We start from the raw sequence: 19,807 nt of genomic DNA on the forward strand, positions 1-19,807 counted from the left end.
CCCACCCAGTCGTCGAGCGTTCGACCTTCTTTCTTTCGCAGACCCCGGCGAAAGGCGGTGAACGCATTCTTAAAGCGGGACGGTTAACCGAGATTTACCATCCCGTTTCCCAAGTTAGGTTTAACCTAAACCGTTGACTGTGGCGAAAAAGTGCCGCCACCTGCTCTACATGAAGAATGGTTAATGTAATTGATCCCGCCGGATGGGCGGGATCGTTGATTTTGCTCTAAAATTTGGCGTGTCTGGGGAACGGTGGATTACCAGGTGAACACCCTGCGCGGCTGCGGTTGTCCGCGCCCAATCGGAGCGGGTGGCACGGGCTGGCCGCCGCCGAATAGCCGCTCGAAGAAATTCAGGCCGGAATTGGTGTTCTCGCTGGCGATGCTGACGCCGGGCGGCAGGTTGTTGCGGCTCGGCCGCGAATAGTTCGGCTGCGCATGCGCCACGACTGATTCGAGATCCTTGCCGCGGTTGTTCTTCAACAGCGCCAGCATGCCGCCATCGCGGCCATAGATGTCCTTCCGGAATTGCAGCTTGCCGGCATCGTCCACGAACGCGGTCTGATAGGTGATGTTGACCGGGATCGGGGTTGGGAATTTCAGGTCGATCTCGCTCGATCCATACATGCTCCGGACCCGCTCAGGCGTCCAGTGCTCGTTCGTCATCGTCATGTTGAGCAGCACGGAAGCGTATTGGTCTGGGTTCTGCACGCGCATGCAGCCATGGCTGAAGGCGCGCTCTTCCCTGGCGAACAGGTTTTTGTCGGGCGTGTCGTGCTGATAGACCAGGAACTTGTTCGGGAAGTTGAAGCGGATGCGCCCGAGCGCGTTCGCTTCACCCGGCGGCTGCGAGATGTGGACCGAGCCGTCGCGGCCGTATTCGAGCCGCAGGCCCATCCGCTGCAGCACGGTGGGATCCTGCTGCAAAGCCGGCAGATATTCATTGTAGATGATCGACGGCGGCACGTTCCATGTCGGGTTGACCGTGATGTACTTCATCGTCTCGGTCAGAAGCGGCGTGGCGTGCTGCCCCGGCTTGCCGGTCACGACGCGTGTGGTCCAGACCGGCGCGCCGTTCTGCATCACCCTCAGCGTGTAGTCGGGGATGTTGAGGATGACATAGGCGTTGCCGAGGGACGCCACGCCAAGCTGGCGCGGCAGCCAGCGCCAGCGCTCCATGTTGACGATGACGGTGTCGATCTGCCTGTCGCGCTTCGGACTGTTGATCGCCTTCACGGTGCGATCGTCGAGCACGCCGGTAGGCTTCAACTCGACGCTCCGCTGGAATTTGCGCACGGCTTCGGCGACCTTGGCGTCGTAGCGCGTATCGTCCGGATTCTCGCTAACGCCGAGCTTGGCGCGGAGCTGCGGCACGCGCGGATCGTCCGGCGCCACCGCCGGCTGCTTCTTGGTGCCCTTCTTGTAGGCCAGCACCGGCCCTTCGGCGATCTGGATCACCGGGCCGTCACCCTGGCCGCGCAATTCGGCGAGCTTTGCCTTGAGCTCGCGGTAGAGCTTGTGCGGCGGGTTGTAGCTGTCGAGCGCGGCGGAGGCATCCTTTGCGCCGGTCACATTGGCGAGCACCTCCGACGGATCGATCGGATGTTCGGGATAAAGGATGTCAGCCGAAACCTGCGACCAGTGCATCCGGCCGCTCTGTGCCTGGCGCGCATAATCCAGCATGCTGACGGCGAGCTTCAGCTCGGCATCCGCCAGTGCGTCGGGCGATGCAGCAGCGGCAAAATCCGGCACCGGATAGTCTTCCGGGTTGAGGCCATCGGAGGCGGCGTCCTTGAGCCGCGCGATCACGCCCTTGGCGGTCGCGGTCAGCTTGCCGCCTTGCGTGAACACCGGCGCATAGTCGCGCGCGGAATAGAACTTCTCAACCGCGGCACGCTCGTTCTTGCGTTCGAAGGTGCGCAGCGTCTTGCTCGCCAGCGTCTCGCGAAGCTTGTCGGCAACCGGCTGGTCTTCCGCCGGCACGTTGCTCGCAGCCTTCACCGGCTCCTTGGCAGGCTCGGCTGCAGGCGCATTGGCGGTTGCCGGGGCGGGCGCAGTGGCGGTCGCAGGTGCAGGCGCGGCGGGCGGTGTCACCGTGGCGGTGTCGTTCTTGACCGGCTCCGTCGGCGTATCCTTGGGCGCGTCCTTCGCCACATCGCTTGGCTTCGGCTCGGCGGCGGGCGCCGTGACGACATCCGCAGGCTTCGCTTCGACGTTGGGCTCGGCCGTCCTGGTGGTTGCGTCGGGTTCGCTCGGCTTGATGGCGTCCTTGGTGGCATCCGGCACCGAAGCGGTGGTGTCCATCTTGATATCGGCCGCAGTCGGCGGCGGGACATTGGCAGGCTCGGGACGTGGGATCGCAGCATCGATCGCGAGTTCTGCGGCGCTGGCACGTGGCGCGTCCGACTGCGCCAGTGCTGAGGTCGCGGAGACCGTCAGGAACGTCGCGGCGACGGCCATCAGCACGCGATCGAATCCAGTACGGCCTTTCGAACAGTCACGCATTGTCACACCCCCTGGGGCGAACTGCCCCAGCATTGGAACAGTTCTTACGTCATGGTCCTGGAGCAGGATGACGCTTCGTCGAAGCCGTCATCAGGCTCGATTTGTTTGAGCATGATCTTCCCGGCTCACGCCATAAAGCTTGCGCGGAAACGCCGGCCTCACTCGATCAAAACTCCGCACGCCTGCACGCAACAAATCAACGCAGACGATACATACGCCCCCTTCATGCAGCCAGCGCCATGCGGGGCAACTCACGACAAACTGACCTCGAACAACTACTTGCAGTCGATCTTGCGCGATTCTTGCCACGCGGCTCCCCGTTTGTCTGTCACCCCCAAGCCACGGTTCAATAGGTTCCGGATCGCTCGTGTGACGTCACGACCCAATGCCCACCTTGCGGCATAAGCGCCCATCCATCGGCTCAATTGGCGCCGCTGCCGCCGCCGGCGGAGTCATTTGCCGCGGCCTCGTCGATCTTGCGGTAGAGCGTCGAGCGGCCGATCTTCAGGCGCCGCGCGACCTCCGACATCTGCCCGCGATAGTGCGAGATCGCGAAGCGGATGATCTCGTTCTCCATCTCTTCCAGTGGCCGCACGTCGCCGCTGCTGGTCAGCATCGAGAGACTGCCGGTGGCGGGCAGCGGCGCAATTGGTATGTCGTTACCCGATACCATCGCGGGCGCCGTCGACGGGCCGACGATCAGCGGCTCGCCATGCGCCGGGTTCGGGTCAGCAAGCGGATGCGCGGCAACTTGCGGGAAGTCGGCAAGACCAAGCTGGTCGCCGTCGCTCATCACCACTGCGCGGTACACGGTGTTCTCGAGCTGGCGGATATTGCCGGGCCAGTCGAGTTGCGAAAGATGCGTCATCGCCTCGCCGCTGATGCCGGTGATGTTGCGGTTTTCCTCCGCGTTGAAGCGCGCGAGAAAATGCCGCAGCAGATGTGGGATGTCTTCGCGCCGCTGCCGCAAGGGCGGGATCGTCAGCGGCAAGACGTGCAACCGGTAGAACAAGTCCTCGCGGAATTGGCCGGCCTTCACCAGTTCGAGCAATTGGCGGTTCGTAGCGGAGATGATGCGGACGTCGACCTTCACCGGCTTGCGGCCGCCGACGGCTTCGACCGTGCCCTCCTGCAGCGCGCGCAACAGCTTCACCTGCGCGGTCAGCGGCAATTCGCCGACCTCGTCGAGGAAGAGCGTGCCGCCATGGGCTTCCACGAACTTGCCCATGTGGCGCTCGGTGGCGCCGGTGAAGGCGCCCTTCTCATGGCCGAACAGGATCGACTCGACGAGATTATCGGGAATCGCGCCGCAGTTCACCGCAACAAACGGCTTCGATTTGCGCTCGCTGCTGCCGTGGATGGCGCGCGCGAACAATTCCTTGCCGACGCCGGATTCGCCTTCGATCAATACCGGAATGGCCGATGAAGCGGCCTTCTGCGCGATGCGCAGCACGCCACTCATCGCCTCGCTGCGGGTGATGATATCGGAGAAGGTCAGCCGTCCCTCGCGGCTGTGGCGGATGCGCTGCAATTCACCTTTGAGTGCAGAGGTGTTCAGCGCATTGCGCAAGGATACCTGCAGCCGCTCGAAGCCGACCGGCTTGACGACGAAATCCTGGGCGCCGGCGCGCATCGCCGAGACAACGTTGTCGATGCCGCCATGCGCGGTCTGCACGATCACGGGGACGTTCAAACCAGCGTCACGAATCTTTGCGAGCACGCCAAGGCCATCGAGGCCGGGCATCACGAGGTCGAGCACGACCGCATCGATAGTCTGGCTTTCCTGGGCGGTGAGTGCGGCGATGGCATCGTCGCCGCTATCGACTACGAGGGGCTGGTAGCCGCATTTTTGCACCATGTTTTCGACCAGACGGCGCTGTACTGCGTCATCATCGGCAATCAAAATGGTGGCAACCATGGTTTTCCCCGCGCGTTACGCTTATCTGTCTCGAATCGGGGCACTCTCGCCGAAGCCGATTAACGCCCTCTTAAACGTTGCCGACCCCCGCACATTTCGCCGCCGCATCTCCGATTGAACACAGGCTCCCACCAAGATGATCTCGCGCTCCTCTGCTCTCCGCAAACCACCGCAACGCAAACCGGCCGCCGCCAAATCCGCCGCGACCAAGCCCGCTGCAAACAAGTCCGCCGCGAAGAAGGCCGCGGGCAAGACCGGCAAATTGCCGGAATGGAATCTCGCCGATCTCTATTCCGGCATCGACGCGCCCGAAGTCGCGCGCGACCTTGCGAAGATGGATGCAGATTGCGTCGCGTTTGAGACCGACTACAGGGGCAAGCTCGCGGAACATACGGCGCGGGAAGATGGCGGAAAGTGGCTCGCGGAAGCCGTGCGACGCTATGAAGCGATTGACGATCTCGCCGGCCGGCTCGGCTCCTTTGCCGGCCTGGTGCATGCCGGCGACAGCGTCGATCCCGCGATCACGAAATTTTACGGCGATGTTTCAGAGCGCCTGACCGCGGCCTCGACGCACCTTCTGTTCTTCGCGCTCGAGCTCAACCGCATTGACGATGATGTGATCGAGCGCGCGATGCAGGCGGACGAGCTCGCGTATTACCGACCCTGGATCGAGGACCTGCGCAAGGAGAAGCCTTATCAACTCGAGGATCGCATCGAGCAGCTTTTCCACGAGAAGTCGCAGAGCGGCTATGCCGCCTGGAACCGACTGTTCGACCAGACCATCGCCGGCCTGCGCTTCAAGGTCGGCGCCAAGGAGCTCGCGATCGAGCCGACGCTCAATTTCTTGCAGGACCGCGACGGCTCAAAGCGCAAGGCTGCGGCGGAGGCGCTGGCGAAAACATTCAAGGCCGATGAGCGCACTTTCGCGCTGATCACCAACACGCTCGCCAAGGACAAGGAGATTTCCGACCGCTGGCGCGGCTTCCAGGACGTCGCGGATTCCCGCCATCTCAACAACCGCGTCGAGCGCGAGGTAGTGGATGCGCTGGTCGCTTCCGTGCGCGCCGCCTATCCGAAACTGTCGCACCGCTACTACCGCCTCAAGGCAGGCTGGTTCAAAAAGAAGAAGCTGCCGCATTGGGATCGTAACGCGCCGCTGCCTTTTGCCGCGACCGGTACGATTGCCTGGCCCGAGGCGCGCAACATGGTCTTGACCGCCTATCGCGGCTTTTCGACCGACATGGCCGCCATCGCCGAGCGCTTCTTCACCGACCGCTGGATCGATGCGCCGGTCAGGCCTGGCAAGGCGCCGGGCGCCTTCTCGCATCCGACCACGCCGTCGGCGCACCCTTACGTGCTGATGAATTACCAGGGCAAGCCCCGCGACGTGATGACGCTCGCGCATGAGCTCGGCCATGGCGTGCACCAGGTGCTGGCGGCAAAGAACGGCCCGCTGATGGCGCCGACGCCGCTGACGCTCGCGGAGACCGCGAGCGTGTTCGGGGAGATGCTGACCTTCAAGCGGCTGCTGTCAGAGACCAAGAACGCCAAGCAGCGCCAGGCGCTGCTCGCCGGCAAGGTCGAGGACATGATCAACACAGTGGTGCGGCAGATCGCGTTCTATTCGTTCGAGCGCGCGATGCACACCGAGCGCAAGAACGGCGAACTGACCGCCGAGCGGATCGGCCAGATCTGGCTTTCCGTGCAGACCGAGAGCCTGGGGCCGGCGATCGAGATCAAGCCCGGCTATGAGAATTTCTGGATGTACATCCCGCATTTCATCCACTCGCCATTCTACGTCTACGCCTATGCGTTCGGCGATTGCCTGGTGAACTCGCTCTATGCGGTCTACGAGCACGCCTCCGACGGCTTTGCGGAACGCTATCTCGATATGCTTTCTGCCGGCGGAACCAAGCACTATTCCGAATTGCTCAAGCCGTTCGGCCTCGACGCCAAGGATCCCAGATTTTGGGACGGCGGCTTGTCGGTGATCTCGGGCATGATCGACGAACTCGAGGCGATGGGCTGAGGTTTCTGGGGCGTAAAACATTTGTTGAACGGAACTCGGAGCTCTGTTATACATTTTGTATAACGGAGCTGCCGCTATGAATGAAATGCCGCGAAATACCGCTGAAGGTGAGTTCGTTCAGATCAAGAAGATCGGCAACTCGCTCGGCCTCATCCTATCGAAGGATATTCTTTCCCGGCTGAAGCTGAAGGAAGGCGACAAGCTTTTCATTACCGAGCAGACAGAACGGGGAGTGAAGCTTTCCCCCTACGATCCCAAGCATGCCAAAGCGATGGAGATCGCCAGGCGTTCGTTCAGCACCTACGCGGATACGTACAAGGCCCTCGCAAAGTGAACGAGCCGATTTGGCTGGACGTGGAGGTCATGATCGATCTCCACGCCGAGCAGCTTGCGCTGTTTGGGGGCCCGGATGGCATTCGCGACCAGGGTATGCTGGAATCTGCGCTTGGCCGTCCGATCAATAAATTCACCTACGGCGAAACCGACCTTGCTGCACTCGCAGCATCGTATGCGTTCGGTATTGCCCGGAACCATCCGTTCGTGGACGGCAACAAGCGTGCGGCCTTCGGGGCGATGATCGTCTTTCTGGGCCTCAACGGTGTCGACTTTCTAGTGCCGCCTGAAAATGCCACCGCCATGATCCTCGCTCTGGCGGCCGGCGAGGTCAGCGAGGAAAGCCTCACCCGCTGGATCCGGGATAATTGGCCTTCCGAATGAGGCGATAGGCAGGGTGGCGTTGCCCTGCCATTCGGTTTGCGGTATTGGCACGCCTGAAATTCGGACGTTTGATGACTGGGGACACCGATGGCAAACCATAGCGAAGTGGCTTACACCACCGCCGACGGCAACGACTACATCGAGCACGAGCGGACCTATGAAGGGTTCATCGCGCTGGTCAAATACGGCAGCGCGACGGTCGCCCTTATTCTCGTCCTGATGGCCTTCTTCCTGCTCTGATCCCTCGCCGGCTGCGCCGCCACTGCCGGCGGTGCTCACAAAAATTGCACTCAAACCGGTCCCAAAACCGGTATCCAACGTTGCGGGAGTAACGCTAAGTTTGCATGCGTGCGCTGTCCCGCGCCGCCGGAGGCTTTATGAAGATTGCCGTTGCCAAGGAAATCGACCCGTCCGAGCCGCGGGTCGCCGCGTCCCCTGATACTATCAAGAAATTCAAGGCGCTCGGCGCCGAGGTCGCGGTCGAGTCGGGCGCGGGCATCAAGTCGGGCTTGCCGGATTCGGAATTCACCGCCGCGGGCGCCACGGTCAGCGCGGACGCGGTGAAGGATGCCGACATCGTCATCAAGGTGAAGCGGCCGGAGCCATCTGAACTCTCGAGATACAAGCGCGGCGCACTCGTCATCGCCATCATGGACCCGTACGGCAATGACGCTGCGCTGAAGGCAATGGCTGATGCCGGTGTTTCGGCCTTTGCTATGGAATTGATGCCGCGCATCACCCGCGCGCAGGTTATGGACGTCTTGTCCTCGCAGGCGAACCTCGCCGGCTATCGCGCGGTGATCGAGGGCGCCGAAGCCTTCGGCCGCGCCTTCCCGATGATGATGACTGCGGCCGGCACGGTCCCCGCCGCCAAAGTGTTCGTGATGGGGGTCGGCGTTGCCGGCCTGCAGGCGATCGCGACCGCGCGCCGGCTAGGGGCCATCGTCACCGCCACGGACGTACGTCCGGCGACCAAAGAGCAGGTGGAGAGCCTTGGCGCCAAATTCCTCGCGGTCGAGGACGAGGAGTTCAAGAACGCGCAGACCGCGGGCGGTTACGCCAAGGAGATGTCCAAGGAGTATCAGGCCAAGCAGGCCGCGCTCACCGCCGAGCACATCAAGAAGCAGGATGTCGTGATCACGACGGCGCTGATCCCGGGCCGTCTGGCGCCAAGGCTCGTGAACAGCGAAATGGTCAAGTCGATGCGGCCCGGTTCGGTGCTGGTCGATCTCGCCGTCGAACGCGGCGGCAATGTCGAAGGCGCGAAGGCGGGCGAGGTCGTCGACGTCGATGGCATCAAGATCGTCGGCTACACCAATGTCGCCGGCCGCGTCGCGGCTTCCGCCTCCGGCCTTTATGCCCGCAACCTGTTCGCCTTCATCGAGACGCTGATCGACAAGGCGAACAAGGCACTCGCCGTCAACTGGGATGACGAACTGGTGAAATCTACCGCGCTGACCAAGGATGGCGCCGTCATCCATCCGAACTTCCAGCCGAAAGCCTAAGGAGAGAAGCCATGGAGCATATCGCGCAGGCCGTCGATCCCTTCGTGTTTCGGCTTTCCATTTTCGTGCTGGCGGTGTTCGTCGGCTATTTCGTGGTGTGGTCGGTGACGCCTGCGCTGCATACGCCGCTGATGAGCGTCACCAACGCGATCTCCTCGGTGATCGTGGTCGGCGCGCTGCTCGCGGTCGGCGTCGGCATGATCTCGAGCGGCTCGGGCTGGGCGCGCGGCTTCGGCTTCGTCGCGCTGATCTTCGCCTGCGTGAACATCTTCGGTGGCTTCCTTGTCACCCAGCGAATGCTGGCGATGTACAAGAAGAAGGCCAAGTAAGCGGCGACCTCGGGCGAAGAGGCAAATGGGGACCTGAGATGAACGCCAATCTCTCTGCATTGTTGTATCTCGTGGCGGGTGTGCTGTTCATCCTGTCGCTCAGGGGGCTGTCGAGCCCCGCCACCTCGCGCCAGGGCAACCTGTTCGGCATGATCGGCATGGCGATCGCGATTCTGACCACGCTCGCGAGCCATCCGCCGGCTGACGGCGTCGCCTGGCTGCTGGTCGTGCTCGGTGTCGCCATCGGCGGCACGATCGGCGCTGTGATCGCGCGACGGGTGCCGATGACCTCGATGCCCGAGCTGGTCGCCGCTTTCCACTCGCTGGTCGGCATGGCCGCCGTGCTGGTCGCCGCCGGCGCGTTCTATGCGCCCGAAGCCTTCGACATCGGCACGCCCGGCAACATCCATACCCAGAGCCTGATCGAGATGTCGCTCGGCGTCGCGATCGGCGCTTTGACCTTCACCGGCTCGGTGATTGCGTTCCTGAAACTGTCAGCGCGGATGAGCGGCGCGCCGATCATCCTGCCATTCCGCCATCTCATCAACATCGCGCTCGCCCTGGCGCTGGTGTTCTTTATCGTTGGCCTCGTGCTGTCGGGCAGCGCGCTCGACTTCTGGCTGATCACGATCATCGCGCTGGCGCTCGGCGTGCTTATGATCATCCCGATCGGCGGCGCCGACATGCCGGTCGTGATCTCGATGCTGAACTCCTATTCGGGCTGGGCGGCGGCCGGCATCGGCTTCACGCTCGGCAATTCGGCGCTGATCATCACCGGCGCACTGGTCGGCTCGTCCGGCGCGATCCTGTCCTACATCATGTGCCACGCGATGAACCGGTCCTTCATCTCGGTCATCCTCGGCGGCTTCGGCGGCGAGACCGCGGCGGCAGCCGGCGTGACCGGCGAGCAGAAGCCGGCCAAGCTGGGGTCTGCTGACGATGCTGCCTTCATCATGAAGAACGCCTCGAAGGTCATCATCGTGCCCGGCTATGGCATGGCGGTGGCGCAGGCGCAGCACGCGTTGCGCGAAATGGCCGACATCCTGAAGAAGGAAGGCGTCGAGGTGAAGTACGCGATCCACCCCGTCGCGGGCCGCATGCCCGGCCATATGAACGTGCTGCTGGCGGAAGCCAACGTGCCCTATGACGAGGTGTTCGAACTGGAGGACATCAACTCCGAATTCGCCCAGGCTGACGTCGCCTTCGTGATCGGCGCCAACGACGTCACCAATCCGGCAGCGGAAGAGGACAAATCCTCCCCGATCTACGGCATGCCGGTGCTGCAGGTCTGGAAGGCCGGAACCGTGATGTTCATCAAGCGCTCGCTGGCCTCGGGCTATGCCGGTATCGACAATCCGCTGTTCTATCGCGACAACACCATGATGCTGCTCGGCGATGCCAAGAAGGTGACTGAGAGCATTGTCAAGGCGATGTGAGACTGTTGCGAGCAGCGATGCTCGTCCTCAAATGGCTCCTGATCGTCGCTGCAGTCGGCTATCTCGGAGCGCTCGTGGTGCTGTTCGTCAAGCAGCGCGAGATGTTGTTTCCGATTCCGACGCGGGAGCGAACCTCGCCGGAAGCGGCCGGCTTTCCTGAAGCCGAGGAACATGTGCTCACCACCGGCGACGGCGAAAAGGTCATCGTCTGGTACGTGCCGGCAAAGCCAGGCCATCCCGTGATCCTGCACTTTCCCGGCAATGGAGACTTTCTCGCAGGAAGGGTCAGTCGTTTCCGTGCCATGACGTCGGATGGCACTGGCCTGGTCGCGCTCTCCTACCGCGGCTATGCCGGCTCGAGCGGATATCCGAGCGAGCAAGGCATTCTGCAGGATGCTGCTGCAGCTTACGCCTTCACCGCCGCGCGCTACGCCGCGGAACGAATCGTCGTCTGGGGATTTTCGCTCGGCACAGGGATTGCGGTCTCGCTGGCTTCGGAGCAGCCGATCGGCAAACTGATCCTGGAGGCGCCCTATACCTCGACGGCTGACATTGCTGGTTCGGTACTCCCGTTCGTGCCGGTGCGCTGGCTGATGCGCGATCAGTTTCGCTCCGACGAGCGCATCGAACGCGTCAATGTGCCGCTGCTCGTCATGCACGGCACCAACGATCCCGTAATCTCGATCATCTTTGGTGAACGCCTGTTCGCGCTGGCGCGTGAGCCGAAGCGGCTCGTTCGCTTTGCTGGCGGCGGCCACGACAATCTCGACTATTATGGCGCGATCGAAACGGTGCGGCAGTTCATTGGCGGTGCATAGGTGTAGAATGAGAGTGTGGGGCGTCGTGTTCATCCTGTCGGTATTTGCGCTGCTGCCGAGCCAGGCGCAGGCTGCCGCGACGATCGATGGCGCGGCGATGACTTGGCCGTTTGCCCTTCCTTTCGCCGGCCTGCTGCTGTCGATTGCGCTCGGGCCGCTGCTGTTCCCGAAATTCTGGCATCACCATTACGGCAAGATCGTCGCCGCCTGGTCGGCGCTGACGCTCGCCACGCTCGCCTGGTTCGCCGGAGGCGCAGCTATGCTGGAGAGCTTCGTGCATGCGATGCTCGGCGAATATCTAAGCTTCATCGTACTGCTGTTCGCGCTCTATACCGTAGCCGGCGGGATTCTGGTGACTGGCGACCTGAGAGGCACGCCCTGGACCAACACCTCCCTTCTTGCACTGGGTACGATGATGGCGAGCGTCGTCGGCACCACGGGGGCCGCCATGATCCTGATCCGCCCGCTGATCCGCGCCAACCTGATGCGGCTCCATAACGCGCATGTCATCGTGTTCTTCATTATTCTGGTTGCCAATGTCGGCGGTGCGCTGAGCCCGCTCGGTGACCCGCCGCTGTTCGTCGGTTTCTTGCACGGCGTCGAGTTCTTCTGGACCACGAAGAACATCTGGCCGCAGACCGCGATCGTGGCCGGCATCCTGCTATTGGTCTTCGTCGCGGTCGATCTCTGGCTTTTCCGCAGAGAGCCGGCGGCGCCTCCGAGCAGAGCGGCGCCGATCCGCCTTCACGGCCTGATCAATCTGCTGCTGATCGCCGCTATCATTGCCAGCATCCTGATGTCGGCGAAGTGGCGGCCGGGAATAGCCTTCGACGTCCTCGGCACAGGGGTGGAGTTGCAGAACCTGGTGCGTGATGTCCTGCTGATCGCAATCGCACTGCTTTCGCTATGGCTCACGCCCGATGAGCACCGTGAGGCCAACGGTTTCAACTGGGAGCCGATCCGGGAGGTCGCGAAACTGTTCGCCGGCATCTTCATCGCGATCATCCCGGTTCTGGCGATGCTGCATGCCGGGCGTGACGGGTCCTTTGCCTGGCTGTTGTCCGCCGTCACCGAGCCGAACGGCGCACCGCGGGAGGTCGCCTATTTCTGGTTCACCGGGCTGATGTCAGCGTTCCTCGACAATGCTCCGACGTATCTCCTGTTCTTCGAACTTGCCGGCGGTGACCCGCAGCGATTGATGGGGGAATTGTCGGGGACGCTGGCGGCGATCTCCATGGGCGCCGTCTATATGGGGGCGCTCACCTATATCGGAAACGCGCCAAACTTCATGGTGGCGGCGATCGCGAACGAGAGCGGCGTCAAGATGCCGAGCTTCTTCGGCTATCTTTTGTTTGCGGGTGCAGTGCTGATACCGCTGTTCCTGCTTCTCACCCTTTTGCCGATTGCCCCGGTTCTCAGCATTCACTGAGTGCCGTATGTTGGATCTCCCTGGGCAGCGGAAGGGGGTCTATGAGCGCGCACGGTCCGATGCCGCATACGGCATGGATTTTCCCGGCGCTGGCGATGGCACTGTTCGCCGCGGCGACAGCCGTCGGCTGGGTATTTACCCCGTCTCTCCGCGGATGGCTGCTCGCTGCGATCCTGCTGGCCATCCTGTTCGGCACGGTGTTCGCGGCGGTGCATCATGCAGAGGTGATCGCCGAAGAAATCGGAGAGCCTTTCGGCACATTGGTGCTGACGCTCGCGGTGACGATCATTGAAGTGGCGCTGATCACCACGATCATGCTGGGTGACAAGCCGCAGCCGGCGCTCGCCCGTGACACCGTGTTTGCGGTCGTGATGATCGTTTGCAATGGCCTGGTCGGGCTATGCATCTTCATTGGAGGGTTGCATTACCGAGAGCAGGATTTCCAGGTTTCGGGCGCCAACCTTTATCTCAGCGTGTTGTTTGTATTGGCGACGATAACGCTGGTCTTGCCGAATTATACGTTAACCGCACCTGGGCCGTTCTATTCGGCCACGCAGCTGGGCTTTGTCGACATCGTCACGCTCGCCCTGTACGGCGTCTTTCTTTATATCCAGACCATGCGACACCGCGATTACTTCGTCGTCGAGTCCGCAAACGACGCCGAGGCGCCGAAGAAGTCATCGGGCGCGGTGCTGGCGCTCAGTATTCCGTTGCTCCTGGTTTCCCTCCTTGCCGTCGTGCTGCTGTCAAAGAAGTTCTCGCTCGTCATCGATGCCACCGCGGCGATGATCGGCGCGCCGCCAGCCTTCGCAGGCTTGGTGGTCGCGGTTCTGATCCTCATGCCCGAGGGCGTTGCCGCGGTTTCGGCCGCCCGCAACAATGACTTGCAGAAGAGCATTAATCTCGCGCTCGGCTCGTCGCTTGCGACGATCGGGTTGACAATCCCGGCGGTTGGCATCGCCACTTACACGCTAGACAAAGAGCTTGTGCTTGGGCTCGGCGCGCAGAGCACGGTGCTGTTGCTGCTGACTTTCCTGCTGAGCATGCTGACCTTCGGTACCGGCCGCACCAACATCCTGTTCGGCTTGGTCCATCTGGTGGTATTTGCGGTATTCCTGTTCCTGGAATTCTTGCCCTAGGGAGACAATGACGATGCTTGCCGCCAAATCCGACGTTCAGGTCGATACCCCCGAGGTCCGCGTCACGGAATGGCGGCTGGCGCCAGGCAGTGCGACCGGGCGTCACATCCATGAGATGGACTATGTGATCGTGCCTGTGACCGCGGGCGAGATGACCATCGTGGCGCCCAGTGGGGAGCGGTCGAAGGCTCAGCTCAGTGCCGGCAAGTCGTATTTCCGGAAGGCGGGGGTGGAGCACGATGTGCTTAACGAAACCTCTATCGAGATCGTCTTCCTCGAGATTGAACTCAAGCCGTAAGCATCCGTGATCGCCGGAACCGGCCGATTGCCATTGATCCGTCGCAGTTGATCCCTCAATGTGCCTCAAAGTTCCCGCATCTAGCTGCACGGCGGGGAGTGGCCGGCAATGCTGAAATACCTGACGAAATTTACCGTCGACATCCTTCCCTCGGTGGCTGCGACGGTCATCGGGGCCTACATCGTTAACCACTACATCGTAGCCAAGCCGGAGGCGCCAGCCGCCGCTGCTGTTTCGACCGCGCAGCCGAAGGCGGCCGCCGCAAGCAAGCCCGTCGAAAAACCTGCCGAAGTTTCCAATCTCCCCGAGGCCGGCGTAAAGGCGAAAGGCATATCCGAGCGCACGTTGATGGAGCGCACGGCGTCCGAGAAGGCCACGGTGACTGAGAAGCCCGCAGAGAAGGCGACCGAGAGCAAACCCGCCGAAGCAGGTGCCGAGACCGCAAGCATTCCGCCCGCCGAGCTCCGTCGCCATCAGCCCGCGCCGCGTGAGAAGGCCGTTGCCAAGTTGACGCCAGCGCCGGTGCAGCAGCCTGCAGTCGCGCCGGCCGTTGCACCCGCTTCGCCGCCGCCGGCCGAAGCTGCCGCTGCGCCGGAGGAGCATCGTGACGCCAACGACCTCGCGCGCGCTGCGATCGAGCGGTTGCGCGGTGGCGGTGATGGCGCCCCGCGCGTGCAAGAGACGGCACGCGTGACGGAGGTGCCGCGCGCGCCGGAAGCGTCCCGTGTCGTAACCGCGCCCTCGCTGCGGCCACTGTCGCCGCCAATCATGGTATCGACGCCGCCGAGCGAAGCATTGGGCCAGACCTCGCAACCGAGGCCTCCCTACCAGGCAGATGCGACCGATGATCCAAATCGTCCGACGCCGCCGGCCGAAATCCCGGCGCGTCCGCCGCTGGATTTGCACGCGGAGGCCGCCGAACCCGCCAAGGATCGCACCAACATAGGCGAGGACATGCTGTCATCGATGAAATCGGTGTTCCACGCCGTCCTGCCGAAATAACGGCGATCAGCAAAACTTAGATTCTTGTTTTGACGCGTTTTCTTCACGCGAACCGGTGTCCACTTCGCTTGAAAACGCTCTAACCGCCGGTGCGCGCGAGGCCGCTGCGCGCGGCTTCATCCCTGGGGCGCAATGCTACTGCGCGACTGTACGAAGCCGCCGCCTTGCTCCTGTCTCCCAGCCGCTCATAGGCCTCGCCGCGCACCGTCCAGGCTTGGGCGCTGTTGGGATCGGCCTGCACCGCTTCGTCAAGATCGGCGGTCGCTTCCTTGGCCTTGTTGACGGCGAGATAGCTGCTCGCGCGCGCCAGCAACGGCTCGACGCGCTGCGGCGCCAGGCCGCTCGCCGCAGTGAAATCCTCGATCGCCTGCTGGTGCTGGTTCTGACCCTGATAGATCAGGCCGCGGCCATACAGTGCCTGGGTGTTGTAGGGGTCGAGCGCGAGCGCCTGTTCGAATTCGGCGAGCGCCTGCTCGGTCTTGAATGATCGCGCGAACTCCTGGCCCCGCGCTGCATGCTCCTTGGCATCGCTGACGTTCTGGGGACTGACGCTGCCGGTCGGCTTTTCGGTGGCGGCCTGCTTGGGTTTGTCGTTGTCGGAGTCCCAAGATCCGAGATCGAATGAGCAGCCGCCCAAAGGGACGCAAAGTGCGACGGCAAGCAGGATCGCCGGCCGCGCCATCAGGCGCGGAAGAAGCAAAGGTTCAGAAGGGGCGCGGGATGCCGGAAACACCATCAACGGAACTGCTCGCGTAATGGAAATGCTCGCGTCTGCAATTCCGTATTGGTAGCCGGCCGCGGTGCAAAATGCACCGATCAAAAAGCAAAACGCGGACCGCTTCGGCCCGCGTCTTCATCTTTAGCCTTTACAAGAACGTGCGATCAGCGCGGACCGCGACCAGCGCCCGGACCGCCGCGTCCGCCAGCGCCGCGGTCACCACCGGCGCCAGCGCCGAATACCGGCTTCGGCTTCATCGGCAACAGGCCTTCGCGCTGCAGCTTCTTGCGCGCCAGCTTGCGGGCGCGGCGCACGGCTTCGGCCTTCTCGCGGGCCTTCTTCTCGGAAGGCTTCTCATAATGACCGCGGAGCTTCATCTCGCGGAAAATGCCCTCGCGCTGCATCTTCTTTTTGAGCGCCTTCAGGGCTTGATCGACATTGTTATCGCGGACGAGAACCTGCACGCGGCATCCTCTTTTCGATTGATCGGTTCGGAAATCTGGCAAAGCCAAGGTCGGCAAAAGGCCAGACCCTTAACCCTAGGCGCGCGCATGTATCAGACAAAATCGCAAATGTCCACCAGTGAAGCAGGGATAAGGGCCAAGTAAAGCCACGAAATAGGGCGAAATTGCCATTTAGTGGCCGTGATTGGGGTGATTCGGCGCCAAATGCTTGGCCGCTCCCGCAGCTTTTGCCAGCTCCGGGAAACAAAATAACGGGAGAACTGGTATGGACACACAAAAATATGCCGCCGAGGCGATCGGCACCTTCTGGCTCACATTTACGGGATGCGGCAGCGCCGTGATCGCTGCTGGCTTTCCGCAAGTCGGGATCGGCCTGGTCGGTGTGTCACTGGCGTTCGGATTGAGCGTCGTCACCATGGCCTATGCCATCGGGCATGTGTCCGGCTGCCATCTCAATCCGGCCGTCACCGTCGGTCTTGCCGCCGGCGGACGTTTTCCTGCCGGCCAGATCCTGCCCTATGTGATCGCGCAGGTGGTCGGCGCGATCGTCGCTGCGGGGGTGCTCTATCTGATCGCGACCGGCGCGCCCGGCTTCGATCTGGCCAAGGGCTTTGCCTCGAATGGCTATGACGCGCACTCGCCCGGGCAATATAGCCTGCTTGCCGGCTTCATCACTGAGGTGGTGATGACGATGATGTTCCTGTTCATCATCATGGGCGCGACCCATGGCAGGGCACCTGCGGGCTTTGCGCCGCTGGCGATCGGGCTCGCGCTGACCCTGATCCATCTTGTCAGCATTCCCGTCACCAACACCTCAGTTAACCCGGCGCGCAGCACCGGGCCCGCATTGTTCGTCGGCGGCTGGGCGCTGGCGCAGCTCTGGCTGTTCTGGGTGGCGCCGTTGATCGGTGGCGCGCTCGGCGGGGTGCTCTATCGCTGGCTGAGCGAGGAGCCGACCGGCGTCGTCGAAGGCGTACGACAGGCTTGATCCAGTTTCTGATTTAAGACTTTGCCGGCGGGCTGCTATTTGTTGCCTGCCGGCACTACTTCGGTGGCGCCACTTCGGTGACATGGCCCATCTTGCGACCGGGCCGTGGCGGCCCTTTGCCGTAGAGGTGCACGGTCGCGCCAGGCACCGTCAGCCATTCCTCGTAGCTGAGAATGTCATCGCCGATCAAATTGGTCATGGTCACCGCGCCATGGCGGATCGGCTTGCCGAGCGGCCACCCGGCGATAGCGCGGATGTGCTGCTCGAATTGCGAAATCGAGGCGCCGTCCAGTGTCCAGTGTCCAGAATTGTGAACCCGCGGCGCGATCTCGTTGACGAGCACGGTCGGTCCATCCTTGCCCGCCACCACGAACATTTCGACCCCGAGTACGCCGACATAGTTCAGCGCGTGCGCGATCTTCTCCGCAACCGATCGCGCCTGCGCGGCGAGCCCGGCCGGGATCGCCGCCGGCGCGCGCGAGATCTTCAGGATGTGATCGCGATGCTCGTTCTCGGTGACGTCGAAGCATTCAACCTGGCCGTCCGAGGAGCGCGCAGCGATCACGGAGATTTCGCGCTCGAACGGCACGAAGGCTTCGAGAATCGCGGATTTGGTGCCGAGCTCTTCCCAGACCTGGTCGATATCGTCGCCCTCGCGGAGCATCGCCTGGCCCTTGCCGTCATAGCCGAAGCGGCGCGTCTTGATCACCGCTGGAAGGCCGATACGCGCGATCGCGGCGCGCAGGGTTTCGACCGAGGATACGTCGGCATAATCGGCGGTGCCGATGCCGAGCCTGGTGATGAAATCTTTTTCGATCAATCGATCCTGCGTGGTCTCGAGGACCTTCTGCGACGGCAGGACCGGGCGGCGCGCCGCCAGAACCAGCGCTGTCCCGGACGGCACGTTCTCGAACTCGTAGGTGATGACGTCGACGTCATTGGCGAAGAGTTCGAGCGCCTCGACGTCGGCAAATTCCGCGCAGGTCGCGTGCTGTACCACGTCAAAGGCGGGCGAATCCGGGTCCGGCGAGAACACCTGGCATTTGAGGCCGAGCCGTGCGGCGGCCATCGCCAGCATCCGGCCCAATTGTCCGCCGCCGAGAATTCCGATTGTGTCACCCGGCTTCAGCTTCACTCCTGTCGAAGCCGTCACGCCGATGCCTCCGGATGCTCCTTGATCGCGTCGGTCTGTTCCTTGCGCCAGGCGGCAAGGCGCGCTGCCAGCGCCGGGTCGCTCAGTGCGAGCACGCTCGCTGCCAACAGCGCCGCGTTGATGGCGCCGGATTTTCCGATCGCGAGCGTGCCGACCGGGATACCGGCCGGCATCTGCACGATCGAATACAAGGAGTCGACGCCCGACAATGCCTTCGATTCGACGGGAACCCCGAACACCGGAAGTTCCGTCAGCGCGGCCGTCATGCCCGGCAGATGCGCGGCGCCGCCGGCGCCGGCAATGATGACCTTGAAACCGGCCGCCTTTGCGCCCTTGGCGAACGCATACAGCCGGTCCGGGGTGCGATGGGCGGAAATGATCCGCGCCTCAAACGCCAGCCCGAGGGCGGTGAGCGTTTCGGCGGCGTGGCCCATGGTCTCCCAGTCCGACTGGCTTCCCATGATGATGGCTATTGCGGCGGGCATGTCGTCAATTCTGATCGGGAATCCAGGAGCATTGGCCGGATTATAGGAGCGGCCCTTGACTGATCCAAGGCGTGGCAAGGAATCCGGAATGGACTATCCTGTCTTGGTGAATGCGGGCAAGCCTCATCAGCGGGCCTCAACAAGGATGCTTATGAAAAAGAAGAAGAGGGCGGCTGCATCCGGCGCCGCGAAAAGGAAAAGCGCGGCCGCGCGCAAGGCCGCGCCGCGCCGCGCCCAACCCGCGCCTGCCCAACCCGCGCCTGCCCAAGTCGCACCTGCCCAAGCCCCATCTGCTGCGCTGAACGAGGCCAAAGCGACAATACGCCGCCTCAGGGCGGAACTCGCTGCGGCGCAGGCACAGGTCGCGGAACTGCAGGCGTCCGCGGAGACCGACTTCCTGCTGGATATCTTGAACCGGCGCGGCTTCGAGCGCGAGCTCAACCGCTCGATCGCCTACATCAAGCGCTATCACGCCAGCGGCGCGCTGGTCATGCTCGACGTCGATCGCCTGAAGCCGATCAATGACGCCTACGGCCATGCCGCCGGCGACGCGGTGCTGAAGGCGGTCGTGAAGGCGGTCTCAAGCCAAGTGCGCGCCTCGGACGTGCTCGGACGGCTCGGCGGCGACGAGTTTGCGGTGCTGCTGTGGAACCTGAGCGAGATCGACGCCAAGGCCAAGGCCGCGGCGCTGGAGCAATCGATCGATCGCCTCACCTTCAATTTCCGTGGCCGCAGCGTCAGCGCAGGCGCCTCCGCCGGCGTTGCGATTCTCGGTCCCCACTCCGAGGCGAGCCGTGCGCTCGAAGAGGCTGATAGCGCGATGTATGTGCGCAAGGCGCAGCGCCGGCACGAAATGATGGACCAGCAGTGACTGG

20 protein-coding genes are annotated in these 19,807 nt (G+C 62.9%); 14 read left to right on the forward strand and 6 right to left on the reverse strand.

Annotated features, from left to right (window positions below):
• Positions 1-257 precede the first annotated feature (257 nt).
• Both J6497_RS02160 and J6497_RS02165 read right to left on the reverse strand, forming a co-directional pair.
• A complete protein-coding gene (locus tag J6497_RS02160) occupies positions 258-2,504 on the reverse strand; it encodes a L,D-transpeptidase family protein (protein ID WP_225702566.1) in 2,247 nt (748 codons plus the stop codon).
• Between the two features lie 421 nt (positions 2,505-2,925).
• Positions 2,926-4,422 carry a sigma-54-dependent transcriptional regulator gene (locus J6497_RS02165; protein ID WP_225702567.1) on the reverse strand — a complete coding sequence of 499 codons (1,497 nt, stop codon included), beginning with the start codon at positions 4,420-4,422 and terminating at the stop codon, positions 2,926-2,928.
• A gap of 136 nt (positions 4,423-4,558) precedes the next feature.
• Here J6497_RS02165 and J6497_RS02170 point away from each other — a divergent pair, with 136 nt between their 5' ends.
• The 12 genes from J6497_RS02170 to J6497_RS02225 all read left to right on the forward strand — a co-directional run bounded on the left by J6497_RS02170 (position 4,559) and on the right by J6497_RS02225 (position 15,124).
• The gene (locus tag J6497_RS02170) at positions 4,559-6,451 is read left to right on the forward strand and encodes a M3 family oligoendopeptidase (RefSeq protein ID WP_225702568.1); all 1,893 of its coding nucleotides are present in this window, start codon (positions 4,559-4,561) and stop codon (positions 6,449-6,451) included.
• Between the two features lie 76 nt (positions 6,452-6,527).
• A complete protein-coding gene (locus J6497_RS02175; protein ID WP_225702569.1) occupies positions 6,528-6,785 on the forward strand; it encodes an AbrB/MazE/SpoVT family DNA-binding domain-containing protein in 258 nt (85 codons plus the stop codon).
• Complete coding sequence (locus J6497_RS02180; RefSeq protein ID WP_225702570.1) at positions 6,782-7,168, forward strand: type II toxin-antitoxin system death-on-curing family toxin; 387 nt, start codon at positions 6,782-6,784, stop codon at positions 7,166-7,168. Before J6497_RS02175 ends, J6497_RS02180 begins: the two co-directional genes overlap by 4 nt.
• Before the next feature lie 87 nt (positions 7,169-7,255).
• The gene (locus tag J6497_RS02185; RefSeq protein WP_225702571.1) at positions 7,256-7,408 is read left to right on the forward strand and encodes an aa3-type cytochrome c oxidase subunit IV; all 153 of its coding nucleotides are present in this window, start codon (positions 7,256-7,258) and stop codon (positions 7,406-7,408) included.
• A gap of 137 nt (positions 7,409-7,545) precedes the next feature.
• The gene (locus J6497_RS02190; protein WP_225702572.1) at positions 7,546-8,673 is read left to right on the forward strand and encodes a Re/Si-specific NAD(P)(+) transhydrogenase subunit alpha; all 1,128 of its coding nucleotides are present in this window, start codon (positions 7,546-7,548) and stop codon (positions 8,671-8,673) included.
• Between the two features lie 11 nt (positions 8,674-8,684).
• On the forward strand, positions 8,685-9,002 hold the full coding sequence (locus J6497_RS02195) for a proton-translocating transhydrogenase family protein (RefSeq protein ID WP_213773539.1): 318 nt from the start codon (positions 8,685-8,687) through the stop codon (positions 9,000-9,002).
• 38 nt (positions 9,003-9,040) lie between these two features.
• Positions 9,041-10,438 carry an NAD(P)(+) transhydrogenase (Re/Si-specific) subunit beta gene (locus J6497_RS02200; RefSeq protein ID WP_225702573.1) on the forward strand — a complete coding sequence of 466 codons (1,398 nt, stop codon included), beginning with the start codon at positions 9,041-9,043 and terminating at the stop codon, positions 10,436-10,438.
• A gap of 17 nt (positions 10,439-10,455) precedes the next feature.
• Positions 10,456-11,256, forward strand: coding sequence for an alpha/beta hydrolase (locus J6497_RS02205; protein WP_225702574.1), 801 nt, complete (start codon positions 10,456-10,458; stop codon positions 11,254-11,256).
• 7 nt (positions 11,257-11,263) lie between these two features.
• On the forward strand, positions 11,264-12,685 hold the full coding sequence (locus J6497_RS02210) for a sodium:proton antiporter (protein ID WP_225702575.1): 1,422 nt from the start codon (positions 11,264-11,266) through the stop codon (positions 12,683-12,685).
• A gap of 41 nt (positions 12,686-12,726) precedes the next feature.
• On the forward strand, positions 12,727-13,824 hold the full coding sequence (locus J6497_RS02215) for a calcium:cation antiporter (protein ID WP_225702576.1): 1,098 nt from the start codon (positions 12,727-12,729) through the stop codon (positions 13,822-13,824).
• A gap of 13 nt (positions 13,825-13,837) precedes the next feature.
• Positions 13,838-14,122, forward strand: a complete 285-nt coding sequence (locus tag J6497_RS02220) for a cupin domain-containing protein (protein WP_225702577.1) — start codon at positions 13,838-13,840, stop codon at positions 14,120-14,122.
• Between the two features lie 108 nt (positions 14,123-14,230).
• A complete protein-coding gene (locus J6497_RS02225; RefSeq protein ID WP_225702578.1) occupies positions 14,231-15,124 on the forward strand; it encodes a hypothetical protein in 894 nt (297 codons plus the stop codon).
• Positions 15,125-15,203: 79 nt separating this feature from the next.
• Here the strand turns inward: J6497_RS02225 and J6497_RS02230 are convergent, their stop codons facing one another.
• Both J6497_RS02230 and rpsU read right to left on the reverse strand, forming a co-directional pair.
• Positions 15,204-15,806 (reverse strand): tetratricopeptide repeat protein, encoded by a 603-nt coding sequence (locus tag J6497_RS02230; RefSeq protein WP_376708157.1) that lies wholly within the window; start codon positions 15,804-15,806, stop codon positions 15,204-15,206.
• A 200-nt stretch (positions 15,807-16,006) separates the two neighbouring features.
• Positions 16,007-16,306: a 30S ribosomal protein S21 gene (gene rpsU / locus J6497_RS02235; protein ID WP_027579707.1), complete on the reverse strand. Its 300-nt coding sequence runs from the start codon at positions 16,304-16,306 to the stop codon at positions 16,007-16,009.
• Positions 16,307-16,571: 265 nt separating this feature from the next.
• On the opposite strand from rpsU, the gene aqpZ reads away from it, so the two are divergent.
• Entirely contained in the window at positions 16,572-17,294 is a 723-nt protein-coding gene (gene aqpZ / locus J6497_RS02240) for an aquaporin Z (protein ID WP_225702580.1), read from the forward strand.
• Between the two features lie 55 nt (positions 17,295-17,349).
• On the opposite strand, the gene J6497_RS02245 is transcribed toward aqpZ, so the two are convergent.
• Complete coding sequence (locus J6497_RS02245; protein ID WP_225702581.1) at positions 17,350-18,447, reverse strand: 5-(carboxyamino)imidazole ribonucleotide synthase; 1,098 nt, start codon at positions 18,445-18,447, stop codon at positions 17,350-17,352.
• Positions 18,444-18,932 carry a 5-(carboxyamino)imidazole ribonucleotide mutase gene (gene purE / locus J6497_RS02250; RefSeq protein WP_225702582.1) on the reverse strand — a complete coding sequence of 163 codons (489 nt, stop codon included), beginning with the start codon at positions 18,930-18,932 and terminating at the stop codon, positions 18,444-18,446. The genes J6497_RS02245 and purE overlap by 4 nt, the downstream gene beginning before the upstream one ends.
• A 151-nt stretch (positions 18,933-19,083) precedes the next feature.
• On the opposite strand from purE, the gene J6497_RS02255 reads away from it, so the two are divergent.
• On the forward strand, positions 19,084-19,803 hold the full coding sequence (locus tag J6497_RS02255) for a GGDEF domain-containing protein (RefSeq protein WP_376708148.1): 720 nt from the start codon (positions 19,084-19,086) through the stop codon (positions 19,801-19,803).
• The last annotated feature ends 4 nt before the right edge of the window (positions 19,804-19,807 follow it).

Source organism: Bradyrhizobium cenepequi, assembly GCF_020329485.1.
GTDB lineage: Bacteria > Pseudomonadota > Alphaproteobacteria > Rhizobiales > Xanthobacteraceae > Bradyrhizobium > Bradyrhizobium cenepequi.